General features: G+C 43.0%; 16 protein-coding genes. All 16 read right to left on the bottom strand.

Features of this window, described 5'->3' with window-relative positions:
- Nucleotides 1-284: 284 nt before the first annotated feature.
- Nucleotides 285-3,173, bottom strand: coding sequence for a tetratricopeptide repeat protein (locus AB5618_RS15100; RefSeq protein WP_368366869.1), 2,889 nt, complete (start codon nucleotides 3,171-3,173; stop codon nucleotides 285-287).
- Nucleotides 3,174-3,212: 39 nt separating this feature from the next.
- Nucleotides 3,213-5,801, bottom strand: coding sequence for a leucine-rich repeat protein (locus tag AB5618_RS15095; protein ID WP_195478245.1), 2,589 nt, complete (start codon nucleotides 5,799-5,801; stop codon nucleotides 3,213-3,215).
- A 489-nt stretch (nucleotides 5,802-6,290) separates the two neighbouring features.
- Nucleotides 6,291-9,863 carry a leucine-rich repeat protein gene (locus AB5618_RS15090; protein WP_368366878.1) on the bottom strand — a complete coding sequence of 1,191 codons (3,573 nt, stop codon included), beginning with the start codon at nucleotides 9,861-9,863 and terminating at the stop codon, nucleotides 6,291-6,293.
- 49 nt (nucleotides 9,864-9,912) lie between these two features.
- Complete coding sequence (locus AB5618_RS15085; protein ID WP_173769151.1) at nucleotides 9,913-10,701, bottom strand: leucine-rich repeat protein; 789 nt, start codon at nucleotides 10,699-10,701, stop codon at nucleotides 9,913-9,915.
- 418 nt (nucleotides 10,702-11,119) lie between these two features.
- Nucleotides 11,120-12,049 (bottom strand): cysteine synthase A, encoded by a 930-nt coding sequence (gene cysK / locus AB5618_RS15080; RefSeq protein WP_148461361.1) that lies wholly within the window; start codon nucleotides 12,047-12,049, stop codon nucleotides 11,120-11,122.
- 445 nt (nucleotides 12,050-12,494) lie between these two features.
- Nucleotides 12,495-12,716 (bottom strand): hypothetical protein, encoded by a 222-nt coding sequence (locus tag AB5618_RS15075; protein ID WP_118577908.1) that lies wholly within the window; start codon nucleotides 12,714-12,716, stop codon nucleotides 12,495-12,497.
- A gap of 202 nt (nucleotides 12,717-12,918) precedes the next feature.
- A complete protein-coding gene (locus tag AB5618_RS15070) occupies nucleotides 12,919-13,659 on the bottom strand; it encodes a LytTR family DNA-binding domain-containing protein (RefSeq protein WP_173769152.1) in 741 nt (246 codons plus the stop codon).
- A gap of 104 nt (nucleotides 13,660-13,763) precedes the next feature.
- Entirely contained in the window at nucleotides 13,764-14,300 is a 537-nt protein-coding gene (locus tag AB5618_RS15065; RefSeq protein ID WP_118577906.1) for a hypothetical protein, read from the bottom strand.
- 12 nt (nucleotides 14,301-14,312) lie between these two features.
- The gene (locus AB5618_RS15060) at nucleotides 14,313-15,536 is read right to left on the bottom strand and encodes a M28 family metallopeptidase (protein WP_368366868.1); all 1,224 of its coding nucleotides are present in this window, start codon (nucleotides 15,534-15,536) and stop codon (nucleotides 14,313-14,315) included.
- Nucleotides 15,537-15,824: 288 nt separating this feature from the next.
- A complete protein-coding gene (locus AB5618_RS15055) occupies nucleotides 15,825-16,049 on the bottom strand; it encodes a hypothetical protein (protein WP_148461356.1) in 225 nt (74 codons plus the stop codon).
- Nucleotides 16,050-16,374: 325 nt separating this feature from the next.
- Nucleotides 16,375-17,205 (bottom strand): energy-coupling factor transporter transmembrane protein EcfT, encoded by an 831-nt coding sequence (locus AB5618_RS15050; protein ID WP_148461355.1) that lies wholly within the window; start codon nucleotides 17,203-17,205, stop codon nucleotides 16,375-16,377.
- Complete coding sequence (locus AB5618_RS15045) at nucleotides 17,195-18,919, bottom strand: ABC transporter ATP-binding protein (RefSeq protein WP_148461354.1); 1,725 nt, start codon at nucleotides 18,917-18,919, stop codon at nucleotides 17,195-17,197. Before AB5618_RS15045 ends, AB5618_RS15050 begins: the two co-directional genes overlap by 11 nt.
- 290 nt (nucleotides 18,920-19,209) lie before the next feature.
- Nucleotides 19,210-19,761: an ECF-type riboflavin transporter substrate-binding protein gene (locus tag AB5618_RS15040; RefSeq protein WP_148461353.1), complete on the bottom strand. Its 552-nt coding sequence runs from the start codon at nucleotides 19,759-19,761 to the stop codon at nucleotides 19,210-19,212.
- A gap of 60 nt (nucleotides 19,762-19,821) precedes the next feature.
- Nucleotides 19,822-20,466: a hypothetical protein gene (locus AB5618_RS15035; protein WP_256144271.1), complete on the bottom strand. Its 645-nt coding sequence runs from the start codon at nucleotides 20,464-20,466 to the stop codon at nucleotides 19,822-19,824.
- A gap of 66 nt (nucleotides 20,467-20,532) precedes the next feature.
- On the bottom strand, nucleotides 20,533-21,981 hold the full coding sequence (locus AB5618_RS15030) for an AAA family ATPase (protein WP_173716766.1): 1,449 nt from the start codon (nucleotides 21,979-21,981) through the stop codon (nucleotides 20,533-20,535).
- Between the two features lie 212 nt (nucleotides 21,982-22,193).
- Nucleotides 22,194-22,652, bottom strand: a complete 459-nt coding sequence (locus tag AB5618_RS15025; RefSeq protein ID WP_173769163.1) for a YhcH/YjgK/YiaL family protein — start codon at nucleotides 22,650-22,652, stop codon at nucleotides 22,194-22,196.
- Between the last annotated feature and the right edge of the window lie 111 nt (nucleotides 22,653-22,763).

Raw genomic sequence — 22,763 nt, 5'->3', positions numbered from 1 at the left:
TTATATGTTTTATTATAATAATTTTATATTGTTTTTCAACCTTTTTTTACTTCTTGTTGTTAAATTCGTGTATTTATACAGTTTATTTTATGCTTTTTTGTGCTTATTGCACTCTTTTTTCAATTAGATTGTAGTTATTATGTAAATATTTATATAAAATTTTTATTTCAGTATAAAAAGAAGAGCTAAAAAGTTTTGAAATAAACACAATACTTTTTAGCTCTATCTAAATTTTTACTTTAAATTTTTAGATTCAACAGAACCTTTCATTCCCCAAGCTAGGTTCATTCCCCCTGGCGTTCTTTCAGTCTTTGTTCAGCTGCAATCCGCTTGGGATGCTCCGGTGGGTAGCATTCCCGGAAGCCTTCAACGGCGGCTTTCAGATATATAGCTTCTTTTTCTTCATCTCCAAGTGCACGGTAAACGCGTGCCAGATTCCAGGTAGGCTCTGCAACTGCCGAACCTACAAGTCCATTTTCCTTCGTAAGCTCCAGCGCCTCTGTCAGATATGGGATCGCTTCTTCCGGTCTTCCCAGGTCCAGGTAGACTACACTCATATTGTTGTCCACCATCAGAAGCATAGAACCCTCACGATAGCCATTCTTAAGCAGCTGATTGCGAACCGCAAGATGACATGCCAACGACTCTTCCCTTCGTCCGGCAGCATTATACATTCGTGCCAGTTCCTCTGACAGGGCAGAATACATCTGATTTTTCTCACCACAGTACATTTTGCACCTGTCCGTTGCTTGTTCCATACAATAGGCGGCTTCTTCCATATTCTGATCCATAGCTGCAAGCTGACCACGAAGCTGCCATATTGCATACTCACTCTCACCCTGACGCTTTCTTTGTATCTGTTGTATCTGCTCTATTTTTTCCAGACAATCTGCCAGCTTTTCTTTTTCCTGAAAAAACATATGACATTCTGCTTTTGGATAAAGAAAATCCAGTATTCTCTGGCTATGCCCCCATTGTACACACATGAGGATTCCACGTTCTGCCCACATTTCAGCCTTTTTCACATTAAGCTTTAACATCTGCATATTCGTCTGCAAAAGCGCATATCCAATTTTATAATCAATATTATCCTTCTGTTGAAAAATTAAATCACAGATCTCCCGGTAACACTCATAATTACTGCTTTGCTCCAGCCTATTGCAAAAATCACTTATAGCAAACAACATCCATTCCGATGATAGCGTTCTCTTTTTCAGCTGTTCGCGGAAGAGTTCTATATATTCTTCGTTTTGTTCAGGTTTTGTCTCTGTCAGACACGCTACCATAAACTTCGTCTCATTGGAAATCTGTGCACATCTTTTTTCCAATTTCTGGATTTTCCCGCACATAGGAACCGGCAGCTCCAGATATCGGGCAGCCTCTGCCGCCAGTGCCACAAGCTGGCCACTGACCGCTCCCTGTACTCTGGAAATTCCCTGGAAGACAAGCCACGCAATTTCCTCCATACGAGGATCCTCGTCTTTCGATGCCTGTTTCGGGAAAAAGCACTTCTGTGCCCGTTCCCAGAATGGCTGAAACTCAGCTTCTGAAAAATCCTTTGTACACAGACTCTCTGCAATTACAGGATGCATACGGTAACCATTTCCCGTATCTTCCAGCCAACCGAATTTCACCAGTCTGCCAAGCGCCTCTCCCAGAGTTTCGTTTTTCTTCAAAAATCCCTGGAAAAACATCACAGTAAAATTCCGGTCAATTTCCTGATACGGCAGAAGCGCGAACATCCTTGCCAGCTGGCTTCCGGTTTCTCCAATATCAGCCAGTTTGTACAGCCCACGGTACATATCAATGAGTCCGAACTCTTCTGCAACATCATTCCAGTTATTCTGCAGCTCTTCTTCCAGATAATCCCAATTACCAAAATAGTAGGTCCCCGCTTTTCCAAGAAGCTTCAATGTCAGAGGATGCTGAAAAATCTCTTTTTCCAGCAAACGACTCAGCCGGTCTTTTTCCTCTCTGGAAAGTATTTTGTTGTAATTGTCACGAAAAATCAAACTTAAGGCATTCTTTTGCGGTGCCTTTATGCCAAATGTAGTAAACCCATCCAGATGTTTCTGACGTGAAGTAACAAATATGGTGCACGGCAGATCTTTCAGTTCTGACAGGTAAGGATCTTCCTCTTCCGTATGGTTCATATTATCCAGAAAAAGCACTGTTTTTTCCTGATGCTCTTCTGACAGATGATAGATACTTTCGTGAAATCTTTCTTCCACGCTCTCACCAGTAAGATTCAGAAAACTTCTGGAAAAGCTGGCCGCCAGATTCTCCTCATACTGAACAGCTGCGATCCGGCACTTTACTTCTTCCTGCTCCATCCAGCTCACAAGCTGACGCATGAGTTCTGTTTTTCCAATTCCTCCAATTCCGGAAATCAGATACTTTCCGGAATTGAAGAACATCTCTTTCAAGTCATATAACTCTTCTTCTCTGCCAAAGAAATGGCTGGCTTTCACAGATTTCCGGAACAATTCACAGTTTCGCAGGGTGAGAAAGCTCTGCCTGGTTTCCCCGGATTCCCGATAAATACAGCTCCAGATATATTCCGGCTTTAAGTCTTCACGGTTTCTTACCAGTTTCATTTTTGCCCCGGATATTTCCGGCCCCGCCATCGCGTGCAGACTAAGCAGGGTAAACAGCCAGGCATCCCCAAAGGACTGGGAAAAATCCTTCTGTTTTTTCTCTATGTAATCGATCCAGAAGATCAGCTTTTCCCCACACTCTTGGGACAGCCATGGATCTGACTCCATGACCATGCCCAGAAATTTTCTCAGCTTCTGTACAAACACAGAATGGTTATAATTTTTCTCTTTCAGGAATTTTTCAAAAATCAGTACCTGACTGCCAAATGTCTCCGTATTCAGACCTTCCAGCACTTCCTCTATGTATATATGATACAAGGGAAAGCTTTCCTTGCGATTACAAAATTCCGAATGATAACGGTTCTGGCTTCCATCCTTTCGAAAAATCATTTTTCCGTGTCTGGTGCCTTTCCACTCATAGAGAAGATATTCATCCCAGAATCTGACCAGAGTCAGACCTTTTTTACTTTTTTCACGTAAAATACCTGTAGAATAAACCGGATAATCTTTCACGGTAAACAACCGATATAAATTTTTTAACGAAAGCAACACATTTGCCTGCTCATCTTTCTTCATGTCACATTCTATCTAGTTGTAAACACAACAACTCGTTCCTTATTTTTTAATTGTAATTTTGGCTTTTTTCGTGTACACACCAAACACCTTCTGTTTCTGCTTGTTCAGTTTATAGGCACAAGCACGTATATAATACGTATGTCCCTTAGAAAGATTCTTTATCGTTACTGTATTCTTCTTGGATTCCTTGATTGCTACAATATCTGTAAGACCGGAATCTGCTGTCACTACAAATGCATAACCAGCAGCACCTTTTACCTTGGATGCCGTAATGGTGATCGTGCCCTTCTTGTTATTCTTTACACTGATCTTCTTTACCTTCGGCACAACATAGGTTGTAAACTTAACAGCCTTGCTATACTTTCCAGTAACCTTCTTGCCGCCGCCCTGTGCGATTGCTCTTACTTTTACATAATAGGTCTTTCCAGATTTCAAACCGTAGATCAGTTCATTGTTTTTATTTTCCTCGACAATATAATTCTTTACATTCTTCTTGAATTTCTTGTCAGTGGAAATTGTGATCTGATATCCGGTTGCACTTGCAATCCGCTTCCAGGAAATCTTGGCGCCATCGGTAAGCACATTGGTGGCCTTGGTTCCAGTAAGCTTCGGAAGCTTGGATGGAATTACAGTGTTCTGATTGTTATCAGAAGCGTTCGGAGTCTTCGTCGGTTCCGGAGCAGATGGTGCCTTAGTCGGCTCTGCGTTCGGAGCTTTTGTCGGCTCTGCCGTTGGAGCTTTCGTCGGTTCTGGTGCCTTGGTAGGATCTGGGTTCTTTTTCCAGTTTGCAGTCAGTTTAACACCACTTACCAGTTCACCCATTGATGGTGTGTAAGAACCGGAAAAGTTTACTTCTTCATCATCCGCATCTACTGTCGTCCATCCGGTAAAGGTATAACCGCTTCGTGTAGGCGCTTTCAGCTCAATACTGTTTCCACCTGTGAAAGTGGATGGGTTGGAGCTGTCATTTGTTCCGCCAGCCAGATCATAACTGATTGGAAGCACATCACCATTTTCATAATAAAAATGATAACGTGTATTAAAGTAATTGTCCACATAAGAATTTTTTACAACGTATAATTTACAGCTGTCCTTGATGGAATCAAAGGCATAATATGTGTTCCTGTCTCCTATAGAAGCCATAGAGTCATAATCCAGATCCAGTACACGGGCCGGAATGTGAATCTCTGTAAATTTACAGGAATCAAATGCAAAACCGCCTAACAATACCACATCTGACGGAAGTGTATAACTTCCTGCCCAGCTTTTTCCTGCAGGATAGGTGAAAATACTGCTGCCAGCCACTTCCCCTCCGCTGCTTTTATAGACCTTACTGTAAAGCACACCGTCCTGGGAAGAAAGGTACGGATGTCCTGCGTCAACTGTGATTTCTTTTAAGCTTGTGCAGCCCTTGAACATTGCACCAACTGTATATTTTACATCAGCACCAATGCGGATACTTACAATTCCACTGTCGGTGAACTGATATTTCAGGCTGTCAGTTCCATGAATATATACATTTTCAAGATGGAGGTTCTTGCAGCCCATAAATGCACCTTCTCCGATACCTCCGCTTACGCTTGCCGGAAGAGAAGTAAATCCTGTAAGCGCTGTACAGCCTGCAAAAGCATAACTTCCAATAGTGGTTAAGCCCTCCGGGAGATTGATGTAAGTAAGGTTCTTGTTATCCTTAAATGCGTCCCAGCCAATTTCCTTCAGTGTGGAGGGCAACGTTACTTTTTTCAGTGTTTTAATGTTTTCTCCCCGTCCACTCGAGGGACTTCCATCCTCATTCCATTCATAAGCTACAATAGTCGAAATTCCATCGACATATGTAAGTCCTTCTGCAAAAGAAACCTCCTCAACATCGGCACAATACTGATCCCAGCCCAGTTCCAGCTCGGATGGGGCATTGTAAATTCTTTTCAGGTTACATTCTCCATAACTGTAAAAAGCTTCTTTATCAATCTCGTTATAAGCCCCTGTTGGCGGCAATGTTATCTCTTCCAGTTTCGGACAGTTACCAAATGCCTGCTTCTCGATTTTTACAGGCTGTGCACCGCCTACTGCGTCATTAAAATGCACGATTTGAAGATTCTTATCCCCATAAAACGCACTTTCTCCAATTACAAGCCGTGGATTCTGCGGCAGCTGAACGGCTGCCAGTCCGTCAAACCAGCTGCCACTTGTTGAAAATGCATTGGGCATCACATAGCAGAGTGTATCCGGAAGAATCAACTTATACAGCGTTCCGTTGCCATACTTTCCATCGTAATAGAAACAGCTAAACCGGTCCCATGTGTTATCATATTCTGAATCCGGAAAATACTTACCGATTCCAATTACCTTCTTCGCCACACCATCCTTATACACATATGACGGAACCTGCAGTTCCATAACAGCCTCGGTTACTGCGCTGATAATAGCTTCTCCATTTGTTCCATATTCATGGGCATACCAGATCTGCCCCTGACTGTCTGTCCAGGAAAATTCTTCCTTGTTCCACTTTTCGCCGTCGAACTGGAAAAACTGTCCTGAGCCTTCTGCATGCACGCTAAGCGCCATACCCAGGCACATGATAATGCCAAGGAACAGCATTTTCACACATTTTGAAATTTGTTTTTTCACTCTTTCATTCCCCCTTATTTTTTCGGCAATTATAACTGTTCAAAAATCCATTTGGGTTACTGTTTACTCCGTTCACAGCAACACGCTTCGTGGCTCTGAATAGCACCAGCAAATTTTCAAAAGCTGGAAAAGTGCTCTTTTTTTCTCATAAAAAGAATATCATAATTGAATTTTTGAGACAATAATGGTGGGAAAGGTTACGGTTTTTATGCACAAGATTGCTTTTTTTATGCACAGCACAACCTGTTTGACAACTATCCAGAAGGCAGTGTGAAGATACTAAACAGTTATCCTGTTAAAAAAAACTGCCGTGTTCAATATGTTTCTTAAACATATCAGACACGGCAGTTTATCAGAGGCATCATACATCCTGTAATATTGGCAGTTCTAAAGTCTGCCCCCCTAATCATTCTTACAATCTGCACGCCCCGCTTTACGGTATATTTTGTCTTCTTTCAGTCGGCGTAGCCCGCTTCGCTCTCTTGCAACTTACCACACTTTGACTGTAATAATCACCTTTTTGCTTCCGGAGCGTACCGTAACTTTTGCAGTACCTTTTTTCTTCGCTGTGATCACACCACCTTTTGTCACAGTGCAGACCTTCTTATTAGATGTGGTATAAGTCACTTTCTGCTGGGTTGTGATCGGCGCCAGAATCGGTGCCAGGGTCTGTTTCTTCCCTTTCTTTAAGGTGATTTTCTTCGGTACACCTGAAATTTTGGTGGTTTTCACCGTTCCCTTCTGGATGGTAACATTCACAGTTTTTACTGCCCCACCAGCCAGAGTCACTGTAAGTTTCGTCTTTCCTGTTTTCTTCTGAGCCTTCAGCGTAACTGCACCGTCTTTCGTGTAGGAGCTTACCTTCAGAAGCTTACTGTTGCCTGAAACCACAGATGCTACATAGTCCCCACTCTCCATGCCGGAAATCTGGAACGCTTTTGTGGTCTGTTTTATTTTCATTTTCAGACTGGAAGCTGTAAGTGTCATTTTGGAAGTCAGCGGATTTCCATTATCTCTTTCTTCTGTGGTCTGGCAAACCTGGCAGATTCTCTTCTCTTTCTGAGCTGCAAATACAGTAGCATCTGCTGTCTTTTCCCATTCTCCCCAGGAGTGTTCTGTCTTCGCGATTGTTTCACCGCAGCTTAATCTGGTTCCGCAGGTCTTGCAATAAGTATCTCCTGTATAACCTTCACTTGCACAGGTTGCAGCTTTTTTCCCTCTGACCTCTGTTTCCCCATGTCCCTTCGCTGGCAGCTTCTCGGTTCTGGTCTGCCCACAATTCACACAGGCAAAGGTTCTGATGCCTTCCTCAGTACAGGTGGCTTCCTTTGTCACATTTCCGTTATCCCAGCTGTGGGCGTCCGGATTCACCGGTAAAACCTCTGTTCTGGTAATATGGCAGTCCGTGCACTCATAGCTGATAATTCCTGTGGAAGTACAAGTCGCTGCTATGACTACCGTTCCGTTATCCCAGCTGTGCTCTACCGACGGTTTTGTCTGCGATACCATACCGATATTCACTTCGGTTCGAAGAGGCGGAACGGTCATCCAGTCACTCCATGTAGTTTCATATCCCTCTTTCTCGTATTTTACTCTCCACCAGCCTTCCGGAACATCCCATGCATATTTTCCGTCTGCATTTGTCTGAAGAGGATTGTACTGGTTATACTCCCCCGCATTCCATTTTGTTCCATACTCGGATGGGGACGGCGTTTTATTCCAGAAATCATCTGACTCATCATATGGGATCCAGTAAGCTGTTACGGTAACATCCTCAATTCTCTCTCCTGTGGAAAGATCAAACACATAGCCGCTTGGATCTACTACAAAACGAAGCTTGAATTTTTCCCCTTTAATATCTGCTTTTCTGATATCCCAGAATAATGAGGAAGCTGCTGTAATCGTTCCCAATATGGCAGTCAGCGCAATTACCGGGCCTGCGCCCATCGCCCCTCCTGCTACGACCAGTGGAATCATCGCTGTCATGATCATAAACATTTTCTGGTCACTCTCTAGATTATCCACAGCTTTCAATTTCTCCTTTAATTCCTGGTCAGAATAGTGACCGCCGGAAGCCAGTACATCTTTTCTCAGCTCATCCATGTCTTTCTCAATCTGATAGTTCTGATATAACATGGACGCTCCCTTATTTATTGTTGACAGGTGGGAGGAAATCTGGGAAAGTGTCCAGTACTGATCCAGAGTCCCGGCATTTTCAGTAGCAGTGTCCAGCATAAATCCAATGTATTTATTTCCGGTAACATCCTTTACCAGCATATACCAGGTGCCTTTGTCGGAATAATCCAGGTTGCAGATATACTTGCTGTCATCGTACCCCGGGATCAGATAGCCCATATCTTTATTGGCTTCGTCGATCAATCCCTTCCATGTTCCCATACTGGAACCGTTGCTCTCGTCAAACACGCTGATGGTGACATCCAGTCCTACATCTTTCAGATCCTCCCCGAATTTACTGAGATCAATGGTTGCGTCATAATCGGTTGCTGTATTTTTCCTTACCGTAATATCCTTTTCTGCACCTTCCGGAAGTCCTTTCTGCAGAGCCTCCCAGTCAAAATCCTGTCCCATTTTTACTTCTGGAACTGTTTTGTTATATTCATAGCTAATCACGCCAGGAACATAGTTGTGATCGGATTCATCGAAATATCCGTCTGTCACAAACGCATTTTTTTCTGGATCATAGGTTGCTTCCAGATATTTCGTCTGGTTGTTTCTGGTACTTGTAACATACAGAGTCTTTATCTGTTCCGGATTTTCAAAGGTAAGCTCATAGTCAAATTTGCTTTTCGGAAGGTAATACACCAAAGGTGTTACTCCGTCTGTCTTTGTCAGATCGTAGGATTTTATTTTGTCATGCTCATTATAGTACATTTTGAAGGACTCGATTGAGGGTTCTCCTTCATTATAGGTAACTGCGGCAGTTCTTGTTTCTGTTGTACCATCTGCCTGTGTGCAGAGTGCTTTGATCTTATATGTCTCATAGTTGGAAGGATTTTCCAGTGTAAGGACGGCAGACCATAAACCTGCCTTTGATACCTGGACTGTCTGCTGTTCTTTCTCATCCACAAGCAGGGTAACAGTTCCACCGGCATTTGCCATACCGGAAACATTTACGGTTGGCTTTGATACAACATCTGGTGCATCTATGGTGAACAGATTAATGCTTTCATTTAATACACCAATGATTTCCTGGCTGGAGTTTCTATTCTTTTTGTAGTTCAAAATAGCGTAGCTGCGTGCTGCCGACTGACTCTGTGCTTTGATACTGAAACGGATAATTCCAGAGGTACCGCTCACAGGAATGGTCAGTGTCCTGTCCTTTAAATTATAGTTCTGGCATAACTCCCCATCCACCTTTAATGTGGATTCGTCAAGCTCTCCGTTGGAAGGAAGAACCAGCTTCACATTCAGGTCGCTTACTGCGGATTTCCATGTGTCTTTTATGTTATAGCGTACTGTCATGGCCACATATCCATTGGCTGTGGCACTTCCGAAGTCTCCGTAATAGCTGGTGCCTGAACGATCCAGGACGGTTTCGGCGCTGTCCGTATAAGTTCCAATTTGCTCAAATGGAATATTATTTTCAATGGCATATATGGTTGCCATAGAATAATAACTGCAATGTATCGTCAGCTGTGGGCAGTTTTCGAATACAGCTTTCCTGATATCAGTAGTGGAATCTGGAATGTAAATATCCTTTAAACCTGCGCAGTCGGCAAATGCATAATCTCTTATCGTCTTGGTATTGGAAGGAAGCGTTACTTCTGTGAGACCGGTTGCTCCTGCGAATGCGTATGCACCGATTTCGGTCAGGCTTGATGGCAACGTTACACTGGTTAGTGTGGTTAAGCTTGCAAAGCTATGCGGCGCGATTACCTTTACTCCTTCCGGAATCTCTATCTCGGTCAGTTTCGGACAGCCGGAAAATACATTTCCATATTCATAACTGTTCGATCCGTTTCCACTGGGGCTGTTTACCCAGTTTACCGGATAATTGGCACTCTCAAGATTGCTGCATCCTCCAAAGACTTTATAGCCCATCGTGGTAATGCTGTCTGGCAGGTGTATGCTGGTGATACTGGTACATTTTTCAAATGCATAGGCGTATATTAAGACCTTCTGACAGATTGATCTGGGTAAGGTTTGTACAGTCTGCAAATGCATAAGCATATATGGTAGTCAGGCCATCGGGAAGCTCCATACTTTCCAGCACTGTATTTCCCTGGAATGCTCTCGCTCCGATCACCTGAACCGCATAACCACCTATGGTAGACGGAACCTGAACGATGGTGGCACTTCCGGAATATCTGGTAATACGCGCATAACTGTTATTTACAATTACATAGGAAAAATCACCTTCTGTCATCTCTGCCGATTCAGAAAGAGCCTCTTCCAATTCATTTGTTTCTCCAGTTTCCTCTACGTTTTCTTCCACGTCTCCCGAAACAAAAGCTGCAGCATCTCGCTTTACCGCCTCATCTCCCGCTTCTGCTCCATCCATTTCCGCAGATTCCCATCCACCAGAACCATTTGCTGAAGATTCAACTGTTTCTGATTCTCCAGACCAGAATCCATCCTCGTCAGTAACCGTTTCCTCCGATGTGGTCGCTGAATTACTCTCTTCCAACGTATACGCTTCCGATATGCCGGTTGTCGCATCGGCTTTCGTGTTGGTTTCTGTATTAGATTCCGTGTTAGTTTCCGCGTTGGTTTCCGCGTCGCCTTCATTCAAACTCTGGTTTTCAATAGAATCTTCTGCGAAGAAGTCCGCTGCAGCTGAAGTCCCAATTTCTTCTGCAGCATAAATCGGAATGCTTTGTGCACACATTGCAACACTCAGCGAAATTGCAAGTATCCGGCTGATTGCCTTCCTTTTCATAATTCTTTTCTCTCCCTTAAATTCATTTGTAACTGGTCAGAATCAAATGACGAAATACAAAGCATTTTGAAAATTAGCACTGAACAATTACATTTATTTTTGATAATTGACTAAATCCATTTTAGCATAGCTATTTTCCCTTACAATCACAAACGGCGCCGGAAAAGTTAGTTGTCGTTTTTATGTATAAGCATGCAATTTTTATGTACATTCTCGAATTCAATCCGACCGATAATTGTACTATCAATGCTGACGGTACAATTGCTAGCCAAATAAAATAATAGCGTAATATTACGCAAAAAAGCCTCACCGATCTGATAACAACTCTGTATAAGCGATATCAGATAGTGAGGCTTCTTATTTGGTAAACTATAACTGCGCAATGCCTTCACAGTTACCGTATGTTTACTATGTATCTTTATTCAGTGAACAGTGGTGTAGAATAATATCTGTCACCAGTATCCGGAAGAAGGGCTACAATCACTTTGCCCTTATTCTCAGGCTTCTTTGCATAGTCAATTGCGGCTTTTAACGCAGCTCCGGAAGAAATTCCAACCAGGATTCCTTCTTTGTGTGCAAGAAGCTTCGCTGTGGCAAATGCCTCATCAGCCTCTGCTTTATAAATCTCATCATAAACTTTGGTATTCAGAACATCCGGAACAAATCCGGCACCGATTCCCTGGATCTTGTGCGGACCTGCTTTTCCCTCAGATAATACCGGGGAGGTAGAAGGCTCAAGTGCTACAATTTTCACATTCGGGTTCTGCTCTTTCAGATATTCACCTGTTCCGGTAAGGGTTCCGCCTGTACCAACACCTGCGATGAAGATATCAACCTTTCCCTCAGTGTCCTTCCAGATCTCCGGACCTGTAGTCGCCTTGTGCACTGCCGGGTTCGCCGGGTTCACAAACTGTCCTGGGATGAAGCTGTTCGGAATCTCCTCTGCCAGTTCGTTGGCCCTGGCAATGGCACCTTTCATTCCCTTGGTTCCATCGGTAAGAACAAGCTCTGCGCCGTATGCTTTCAAAATGTTTCGACGCTCAACACTCATGGTCTCTGGCATGGTGAGGATGATTCTGTATCCCTTAGCTGCTGCGATAGATGCCAGACCGATTCCGGTATTTCCAGAAGTTGGCTCAATGATTACGGAACCTTCCTTCAGAATTCCTTTCTGCTCTGCGTCCTCGATCATAGCCTTGGCAATTCTGTCCTTAACGCTTCCTGCCGGGTTAAAGTATTCCAGCTTCACAAGAACAGTAGCTTCCAGTCCAAGCTCCTTCTCAATATTTGTAACCTCTACAAGTGGGGTGTTTCCGATCAATCCAAGTGTTCCCTTATAGTATGCCATATCCATTCCTTTCCCGGCGCCTGCGGCCGCTTTACATTTATTCGAGGTGATGTCGCCGTATGGCGGCCCGCCTGTTATGTCTGTATCTGCCCCCAGTAACTGCCAGCTTGCTTCTTCGGCAATAATTGTCGATATTCCGTATTGATTTACTGGGTTATTTATTCGTTAAATGGATATTACCACTATTAACCCACTATGTCAATAGGTTTTTGGGATTTTATATGAGAAAATAGATTGGAGCGTTACTGTTCACTGGTAACATTCCGCGAGGTGTTTTTTGTGAACAAAGTTCACAGTAACATTAGAGCCGTCGCGTAGCGACGCTTGTACGATTTCTATACACTACAAAATCTCCACAATATACAAGAAAAGTACACCCAGTACTAATTAACACGTTGTGTTGTTTCGTGTTTTTAGCTGAATGTACCTTATTTTAAATAAATTATCACTCCTCTTCCTCAGCAACTTCACAGACCATCTCATATGCATCTTCCAGCGCGTCCAGAGCCTCAGTCAGTGTATCGACTTTCCTTACATCTGCGCCATCATCCTCATACTCCTGGATCAAATCTGAAAACTGGTCTTTCAGTTCCTCCATGTAATCTACTACCTGCTGTAATTTCTCTTCTTTTTCCAGTACTGCTGATAAATTAATAATTTTTCCCATAGTATGATGTCCTCCGCTTTCAAAAAAATGTTTTCTAAAGGTTTTTCATATTTTCCAAATCATAACATGTCCGAAACGTTCTCTCAATATTTCGTTTCAAGTTTCTCCTGCAGATTATAACGTATATTTTACAGAAAACCTTTTTTCAAACACGCTATAAAGTTTTTTCCTTTTATAATTATAACGTAGTCTGTAAATTCTTTTACAGGATTCCGCCCCGCATGCGCCGTCTCGTACTTCGCCAGCTATAATTTGCAAAAGCATCCTGGATTTCCTTTCGCTTAAGACGACTGATGGGGATTTCTGTCTTATCCGACAGCTTCAGAATATCCGTAGGCATAGCCACGATTTCCCTCATGGAAACCAGCGCCCACCGGATCGGGCGGCAAAACTCATTGGCTGGCAGAACCTTTTCCAGATCTGCCATAGACATGGAAGCATCTATCACGCCCTTTTTCGTGTGAATTTTCGCTCGTTTTCCATCTGCTTCTGCATACAGAATATCGGAAATGTAAATGCTCTCCTCCAGCCGTCCCACTTTCACGTTCACAGTCCGCAGGGAGTAGACACTGTCAAAAAAGCGATCCAGAATGTGAAACAGCTTCTCTTTTCTCACTGGCTTCACCATGTAATGAAGCGCCTCAATATCAAAGGCCTCTGCTGCAAACTCCGTACTGGTGCTCCCGAACACGATCTGCACCCGGCTGTTTCTTGAAATCAGCTTCTTCGCCGTCTCCATACCGTTCATCCCACTCATAAAAATATCCATAAAAACCAGTGAATAAACGGATGTATCTGAGGATAAAAATGCCTCCCCGGAAGAAAATTCTTCTATTTTCACATATAGGTTATTTTTGTCTGTGTATTCCGAAAGCAGCCGGGTGATATTCTCCCTGTCTTCCGCAAGGTCATCACAAACCGCTATTTTTATCTCCTGGTTCATGTGTAATTCCTCCCATAGAATCTGTCTGAGGTCTGTTTCTGAATCTGCCATCCCTCATATTTCTGCATAATAAATGCCGCATTCTCCGGGTAAAAATCTGTCTTTTATGATTCGCTCAGTTTTTGAAACATTTCCAGATATTCCTGCTCTACTTCAACAAACGGCCGCACTGTATAATCCAGCTCAAAGTGCAGCTTCGGTGCATCCCCCGGTTGTTTCTCTTCCAGAAGAACCTCTAAATCATACCAGAGAAGATCATCATCAATTTCTTTCAGACGCTGCGCTTCTTCATCAGTCAGACTGCTTCCCAGAAATTTCTTATAAATCACCTGAAGCAGCTGCTCTTCCACCTCACGGTATCTGGGCATCTCCTGCTTCAGCGGACGGGGCACATCTGACATATAGCACTCGCTGGCATCATGCAAAAGACAAGCCAGCGCCTGACGATTGGAATACCCTCGCCCAAGAGCCTCCTTCGCACAGCAAATACAATGCTCCCCAACAGACCAGAAAGAACTTACATGTCCATTTCCCCTACAGGTCAGCGACAACGCATGTGCAATATCCTGAATATCAATCTTCTCCGCCTCCGGATGAACTGGATTGAAATGGTTTCTTGTGTATGTGGTTATGTAACTCATAGGAAGCCTCCCCTACTGCTCTTTTCTTTTTCTTGCAAGATACTCATCCAGTTCTTTCTTGATTTTCTCCGGAATCTCCCTTGCAACCGGACACACTGCTGCATTTGCAAAACGTTCTGTAAACTTCACCAGAAAATCAATATCCCCCTGTAGCTGCTCCATGGACATAACCTCCTTCACATCATAGCGGCAATGAATTGGTGCCACATTGGAGCTGGCAATTCTGGCAAAAGAGAGTGCCGGAATTCCGCTGTCTGCAAAAGGTGTAGAATCACTGGAATACACTCCGGTCTTTGCCTCAATTGGAAAACCGATTTCTGCTGCCATATAAGATATATAATGTGCCAGCTTGTCCTCTGCGGAAACACAGGAGATAAATTTACCCATATAAGTTCCAATCATATCCAGATTAATGTTCAGCACTATTTTGTCCAGTTCCTCTTTATGCTCCTTCACATATGCTTTAGAGCCCAGAAGCCCTCTCTCCTCACTTCCGCAGAATACGAAACGAAGACCATAGTTTAGTTCTTTTCCCTTCAGCTGTTCCATAATTCCAAGCAAACCTGCGCAGCCACTCATGTTGTCATAAGCGCCGTGGGATAAAGAAGTGGAATCGTAATGGGCACTAAGCACAATAAACTCGTCCCGTCTGCCAGGAAGCTCTGCAATTACATTGTGGGACTCTCCGTCGTACTCTTTCTGGGAAACCTCCAGACGAATGTTCTTCACCTTATTTTTCACCAGTTCTACTGCCTGGCTGGAATGGATCATGGCGCAAAGAACTTTCCGTTCTTCCCCTACAACGGCTTCGCGCAGATCGCGCTGGTCAATATCTGTATTTGGATAATACATATTTCCGTACTGGAAAATAATTCCCTTTGCTCCTGCTTTTATCAGATCCTGGTAAACAAAAAATCCAACTCCCTGAGTGTCCATCAGTACAATTTTATCTTTTGCACCTGCTATGGAAACAGGATCCGTTCCCGGCATATAATAAAGCTCTCCCTCTACGCTGCCGCTGCCACAGCAGTTAAACGCCTTACAGGTGATTTCCTTCCCATCTGCAAACAAATGCGCAGATTCAATCTCTCCCATAGCAACCCGAAAAGCCTCCAGATGAGCAAGTACGCCCAGTTCCTCGCACTGCGCTTTCAGAAATTCAGCAACCTGCAGTTCCTCCTTCGTACCACTGGCGTGGACGAAATCGGTGGATTCGAAAATATTGGATAAATTCATGATGGTTTTCTCCTTTGTGAATTGAAGATAAAATCTCCGGCTCTCAGAGTGTCCCTGAGAACCGGAGGTTTGTTTTTATAAATTTCACTTAAGTTTATTTTACGTATTAATACCTTTCATCGTGATTTGTTTCCCTTACTTAAATTTAGTTTTCGGTTACATTTGCTCTTTTTTCAAACAGATAACCCATTCCACGACCTCCAATCTCGCCCATCATCTCTCTTGCCTCGTCCACGGGCACATTCATCTTTATTAGTAAAGTCCATAAAATCTTCTTGTAAATTTCTTTTATCGCTTCCGGCGCATTGCTGTAAATAGAGTTGATTTGCTGGATACATCCTTGATATCTTCAGGCTGAACATTCGCAAACAATGGAATATTCGTATAATTTCTCAAAAACTGGCTGGCAAGTGTATCGTTTTTGAAAATCTCCCGGCTGTTCACATCTCTTGTATGCAGCTCCGGATGGTAAGCAGTGTCTCTTTTTCTTTTGTTCTGTGGCTTTCTGCTCATTTTTCCTCCTTACGCAAGAAACGCTTCACAGATCAAAAGATATCTACAAGTTCATAGTAACACGCACAAATTCAGAATACAAGAAGGAACCATAAAATTTTCACTTCATATGATTGACCATAGAATGCCTTTTCCAATGTTTTACTAATAGTGCGTTTAAAGATTGCATCCAATCTCCTTCTTGACAGCCATGCTTCTTTTTATATCTGTCTCCCCCCACAAATAACCAAATATAATATGTACACTCCTTAATTTACTTTAAAAGAAATAGCCATGCGAGCCCCCTCGCACAGCCATCTCATATCTTTCATATTATTCAATTCCCTCACACAAACGGATTATAAAATCTCCCCCACCGTATCGTCACCGTCAGGCTGACTGCTAGCAGCAGCACGCCAACTCCAATTGCCACGAAGTCCCTTTTCTCAAAAGGTCTCTTCATATACCACGTTCTCTTCTTATCCTTTCCGAACCCACGCAGTTCCATGGCATTGGAAATGGTATCAATCCGATTCAGGCTGGTCAGGATCAGCGGCAGAAGAATATTCACCGAATTCTTCAGCCGGGCAAAAAAGTGCTCGTTTTTTCCAAGCTCTACGCCCCTTGCCTGCTGGGCCTGGCTGATGCTGTGATAGTCACGCTGAATATCAGGAATATAACGAAGCGCAATCGCCACAGAATAACCCACTTTGTAGGAAATTCCAATACTGTTCAGGCTGGCGGCAAACTCACTTGGGTTCGTTGCAGAAATAAACAAGATTGCAACCGGCAGCGCAACAAAATATTTCAGAGAAATATTCACCATATAAAACAGCTGCTCTGCGGTCAGATCATACCGCCAGAACAGGTGGCAAAGCACATGTCTGGTTCCGTACAATGTGGTTCCCTGATTTGGGTCAAACAGAAAAATAAACAAATTATTCAACACCAGAAATACCAGCATAAAAATCATCATAAACCGCACTTCGCGGAACTTAATCTTACTCAGCTTAAACGCCGCCAGGCTCACCGCAAACAGCCCAAGCAGTACCCACGTATTATAAGTGATCATACTTGCAAAAGTAAAAAGCAGGAAAAACGCCAGTTTGGTGGTACCTGTCAGCTTGTGTATCACACTTTCCCTTGGCAGATAATTCAACACTGTCTTAGCGGCCATGGCTTCGCACCTCCCTGTCCTCCTCAATAAAACGCTGCACAAACTCTTCCGCCGGACTGATTCCCAGCTGGTTCGCCAGGGTAAAAAGACTGGTCTCCTTCAGTGCCGCCTGACGGATCAGCTGTGGATCACAAAGAGCTGCTGCCGCGCTTCTGTCCGCGATCAGCCTGCCGTCAGCAAAGACCAGTGCCCGAGGCGTATATTCCAGCATCAAATGCATATCATGGGTAATCATCACAACTGTTACCCCTTTTTCATTCAGCCCACGAAGGAACTCCATAATCTCTGTATAATGGCGAAAATCCTGTCCCGCAGTCGGCTCATCCAGAATGATCAGTTCCGGATCCTGCACCAGCACACTGGCAATGGTCACACGCTTCTTCTGTCCGAAGCTAAGCGCCGATACCGGCCAGTTCCGAAATGGGAAAAGTCCGCAGACTTTCAAAGTTTCCTCCACTTTTTCCCGAATCTCTTCCTCGCTTTTTCCCATATTGCGAAGGCTCAATGCCACCTCATCAAAAATCATAGTCTTGGAAATCATCTGATTGGGATTCTGCATCACATAGCCAATATGTTTGGCTCTGTGGCGGATATTTTCCTGCAGAAGATCCCTTCCCTGGAAAAGGATTTCACCGGAATCTGGTATCTCAAAGCCGCAGACCAGTTTGGAAAAAGTAGATTTCCCGGCACCGTTTTTCCCCACAATACTGACCATTTCACCCTTGTGGATTGTAAGAGAAACATCACGTAAGGTCTGACTGCCTCTCTCATAACCAAAGGTAAGATTTCTAACTTCAAGCAGCGGCTCATGTTCTTTCTCAGCCTCTGCTGCCGGACGGGACCAGAACCAGTCTGTCATTTTCTTCCGGTCCGCCTCATCTATCACGACAGAATCAGCATGTGCCGGCTTCTTCGCCGGAACCAGTTCCACGCCTGCATAACGCAGCGCAGTAAGATAAAGGGGCTCCCGGATTCCATTTTCTTCCAGAAGTCTGGTGGACAAAAGCTCATCCGGATGAAGATCTGCCAGAATTTTTCCATCGCCCATAAGAACGATACGGTCCACATCTCGCCACAAAACATCCTCCAGACGGTGCTCAATGATCACCACCGTAGTATCTGTTTTTTCCTGAATCTCGTCGATCAGCTCAATAGTCTGCTTACCTGTAGCTGGATCTAGATTGGCCAATGGCTCATCGAACAACAAAATTTTCACCTGATCCACCATTACCCCCGCCAGGCTGACGCGCTGCTTCTGCCCTCCGGAAAGCTCGTGGGGCGCGTAATCCAGATGATCCTGAATTCCAACCAACTCTGCCGCGTGACGGGTGATCTCATGCATTTCATCCTGCGGCATGCAGATGTTCTCCAATGCAAAGGCAATATCCTCGCCAACCGTCAGCCCGATAAACTGACCATCCGGATCCTGCAGCACTGTGCCCACATGTGCAGAGAGCTGAAAAATGCTGCTCTTCGGCGCATCCACACCATCCACAATAAGTTCCCCGCTGCATTCTCCTGGATTGGAAAAAGGATTCAGGCCATTGATGCAGCCTGCCAGAGTACTTTTTCCACAGCCGGAAGGACCTGCGATCAACACCCGCTCGCCAGGATAAATGTCCAGATTAATTTCCTTCAGCGTAGGCTTTTTCTGTGCCCGGTACTGGAAAGAAAAGTTTTTGAAAGAAATAATAGGAGATTTTTTCTCTGTCATATAGTACCTCAAAATCAAATATCCTGAAGCGAATCCATCGTCAATTTGTAAACAATGTGACTGCTTCAGAACCACTTAACAATTTGCATCTCTATAAGTGTACACCTTACACCATCTCAAAAGGATAACACGAATTTCTTAAATCCACAATAAAATTTCTTACCAAAGTTTATCTTATTTTGCATAAATCTTGCGAAATTTACTTTTGGGATCCAATAAAATTATGCATCAAAAAAGACCCTGCCACAAGTTTCCCCATAGCAAGGTCTTTCACAAATTTCCCTTTCAACTTATTCCTGATCCAGGGAACCTTTCTTTGCAATTGTTTTTGTATAAGCCAGAATCAGAAGTCCGCCGACTACAACACCTGTGATGGTGTTTGAAACAGCGGCGAATGCACCCTGTGCGAATACTTTGTTTGCCGGTTCAGCATAGATTACAATGTCAAGTACAGGTGCAACAACTACCCATCCTACAACATGTGCGATCACGTTTGCAACTGTGAAAACGGCAACTTTGCCTTTTCCGAAATCGCCTTCCTGAACCTGAAGCTTCTTGGCGAACAGACCGATCACAACACCTACAAATGCAGATGTGATAACCCAGCTCCACCATGGGCTTCCACCCCAGGACAGGTCGATCAGTGTATGTCCGATGAAACCAATGAGTCCGCCTGCAACCGGACCATACATTGCTGCAAGAAGTCCAAGTACTGCGTACTGAAGACTGATGTTTGTGTTCGGGACCGGACTAGGGATCGCCACAAAACGTCCCAGTACAAAGAACAGTGCAGCACCGATACCGATAGCAACTACGGTTTTGATACTATTGTTGTTTTTCATAGCTCTTTCCTCCTACTATGTGTCTTAACACGCTATAGTATACGCTTTATTAAGAGCTTGTCAATCTGAATCACAAGAATTGGCCATTCTCTCTTCTCTTATTTCTTTAAAACAAATCCCCAGATTCGTATGCCTCTCCAAAGAATGCTTTCCCTCTTTTATAAATTCCCAGGAGTCCTTGAAATCCCCAACTACAGAAAATTCCGAATCCGCTATAAACTGAAGAAATTCATCCAGACGATCTTTATACCTTTTTGCAAATAAAAATGCATCATTTTCCTTATCTTTATCCGAACTGTTTAATTTATCATACAGTACATGATCCAGATTTGCAGACATATAATAAGCTCGATAAGGAACCGATCCCCATACTTTTCCCATTAGGCAAATGCGATTTATATTTTCACTTTTTCTTGCATTTCGCAAAAGAATCTGGTCTGGCTGTGCTGACTTAATTTCATTTTCTGTATAAAAAGGTTTCACCGCGTTTTCATCCTGTACTACCAATGAATTCGGAATAAATGCTCCATCCATATCAATAAGATGTACCACTTCTTGAAAATCACCAGCTTTATAGTGGTTTGCATTTGCATACCCGCGTATCATATCTCCAATTTTGGATGCAATATTTCCCGCGACAATGCCATTTCTCGAAGTAATATCGCCATGGGTAATTTCCACATATACAGCATTCTTATCATACAAACGGTTTAAAATAACTCCCAGAGCCTCATCATCAGACGGACCTTCCACGATTACATATATAATTTTTTACGTGCCACTTACTTCACCAGCCTCTCTGAATGCAAATGCAATTTCTGCATTGTTAGTAGGCTCATAAAGTTCCTCGTTCTGTTCTCCCAGAACTATATCCCTGAAGTAAAAATCGCGAAGGTTATTGTTGTCCTTCACTTTTGACATTCTAATGTAACGCATCTCAGGATTCGTTGTTGTAAATGCAATAAACCCTCTGTCAATGGTCTCCAGTGGTCGTAGATTATGGGATGTGAAAATCAACTGCCCTTTTCCTTTTTCAGAAATTATTCTTAAAAGCTCTCCGAGAAGATATTCAAAGATACCGGAATCCAATTCATCAATTGCAACTGTAATTGACGGATTATTATACACAACAATCAACAATTGAAGAATAGAAATAATTTTCTTAATGCCATCGGATTCATTTTTTAACGGGATTTCTTTGCTATTTTTATGGGACATCAGCTGAACGCGATTTCCTATCTTTCCGTCATCCATGACCTGAGTCCCCAAATCTTTTAAGCTGATGGTAAGACCGGGAACAATCTGTTGCAGAACAATGTTCATGTTGTTAACAATTTTATAAACAACATCAGCTTTCCCCTTTTCTACAATTGCAGGGCCATCCAATGGTAAAGTAAACAATCCTACAGACTCGTTTTCTTCATCTTCATATTTAAAGATTAACGGAAGAGCATTCATACTAATTAATCCTGTATTAGCTGTATCAATCACAAATAGTTCCGAATTTCCATATAAAGCTAATCTTATTAGCAGCACCCTGTGTCTGACAAATTCAAGACTTAATTCACCATCTTGCTTCTCCATATCAAACTGTTGTTTTCTATTTGCGTTCAATAATTCAGGTGAAAAAATAAAAGATCTGGAAGTTTTGTATGCAAACTTTTTTGCAACAATCAAATCTGTCATTATATCTTTATCTTTTCCAATAAGACATTCATACTTAGAAACAGGTACAAAAACGGATTCTGTGCATGTATCTATCAAGGGACCTTTTCTTACCTTAACTCTTTTATCGGCATAAGAGTAACTAAGAATTTCATCATATATAACCAACCGTGTCTTTTGCTCATCATTTTTTTTCTCATTCCAATTATACGCATACTCCGTTACTTCTTTTTTCATCTTAAATTCATAATATGCCTCATATTTCTCGCTATATTTAGGAATACGTACATCAAAAATGAATTGAAGTTCTGCCTGTTCTGCATCTACATTAATACAATCCCAAAAATCTTCTGGAATCTCTTTTCCGCAAAGAAGATATTTTAATATTTGCAAGGCCTCAATCAACGCAGTCTTCCCAGACCCATTTTGTCCATATAAGCCTAAGATGCTGGCATTGTACTCTTTCCTGCGATTACAAAAATCCAGTTCTCCATACTTAACATTTTTAAAATTCTTTAACTTTATTCCAGTTAACCGCACAATCGAATTGTCCATATCTTCCCTCCATTCTGCCTGTAGCTTCATCATAACATTTCATTATATTTTAGTCAATTGAATCAAGAATTATTCACTTTTTGTTCCCATTTCATGATTTACTTTCTAATTTATGTTAATAAAATCCCCTTAAATAGATTTTAACAAGTTCACTTTTATCTATCCAAGGGGATTCCTACTATATTTCAATTTTTATGTATTATGCCCGAATGTCAACCTTTCACCGGAATCTTAAACACGATCTTCGTTGCTGGCTGTGGTTCAGTTACGGCGATGCAGGGCATATGACCGTCTTCAGGAGCGTAGAAGCCGAACATTCCAGCCTCCAGAAGAGTGTATCCCTGCTCCGGACCACTTTTATAGAAAATAATGTCAGCTTCCGGGGTGCGGTCGTCTTCCACTGTAAGGTTGCGAAGAGATGCCCAGTAGATTTTCTCAGTGCCTTCTACAATGTACTGAAGGTCGCAGTATTTCTTATGGGATTCCATCTGTGCACCATCCAGGGGCTTCGTGGTATATTTCTGAATCAAGGCAAAAATGCCGTTTTCCAGGTCGTACCTGCCTTCTGGAAGGTTCTCCTCTTTCTGTTTTTTGATAAACTGCTGAACCATGTCAGCGTAGTCTTTAAATTCCTCATATGTATTCAGTTTGTCTGCATAATCTGCAATCATGATAATTCCTCCTGTTATTTTATTTACTATTTAGTGTGTTGGTCGTTATCCCGGACGCGATTTCACAATGTATATTCACCGCCGCGCGTCGCAACGTTCCGGCAAGCTAAT

It is taken from the genome of Ruminococcus sp. J1101004sp1_RTP21198st1_B9_RTP21198_201120 (assembly GCF_040924245.1).
Classification (GTDB): Bacteria; Bacillota; Clostridia; order Lachnospirales; family Lachnospiraceae; genus Blautia_A; species Blautia_A faecis.
This window is presented reverse-complemented; position numbering and strand designations above follow the sequence as displayed.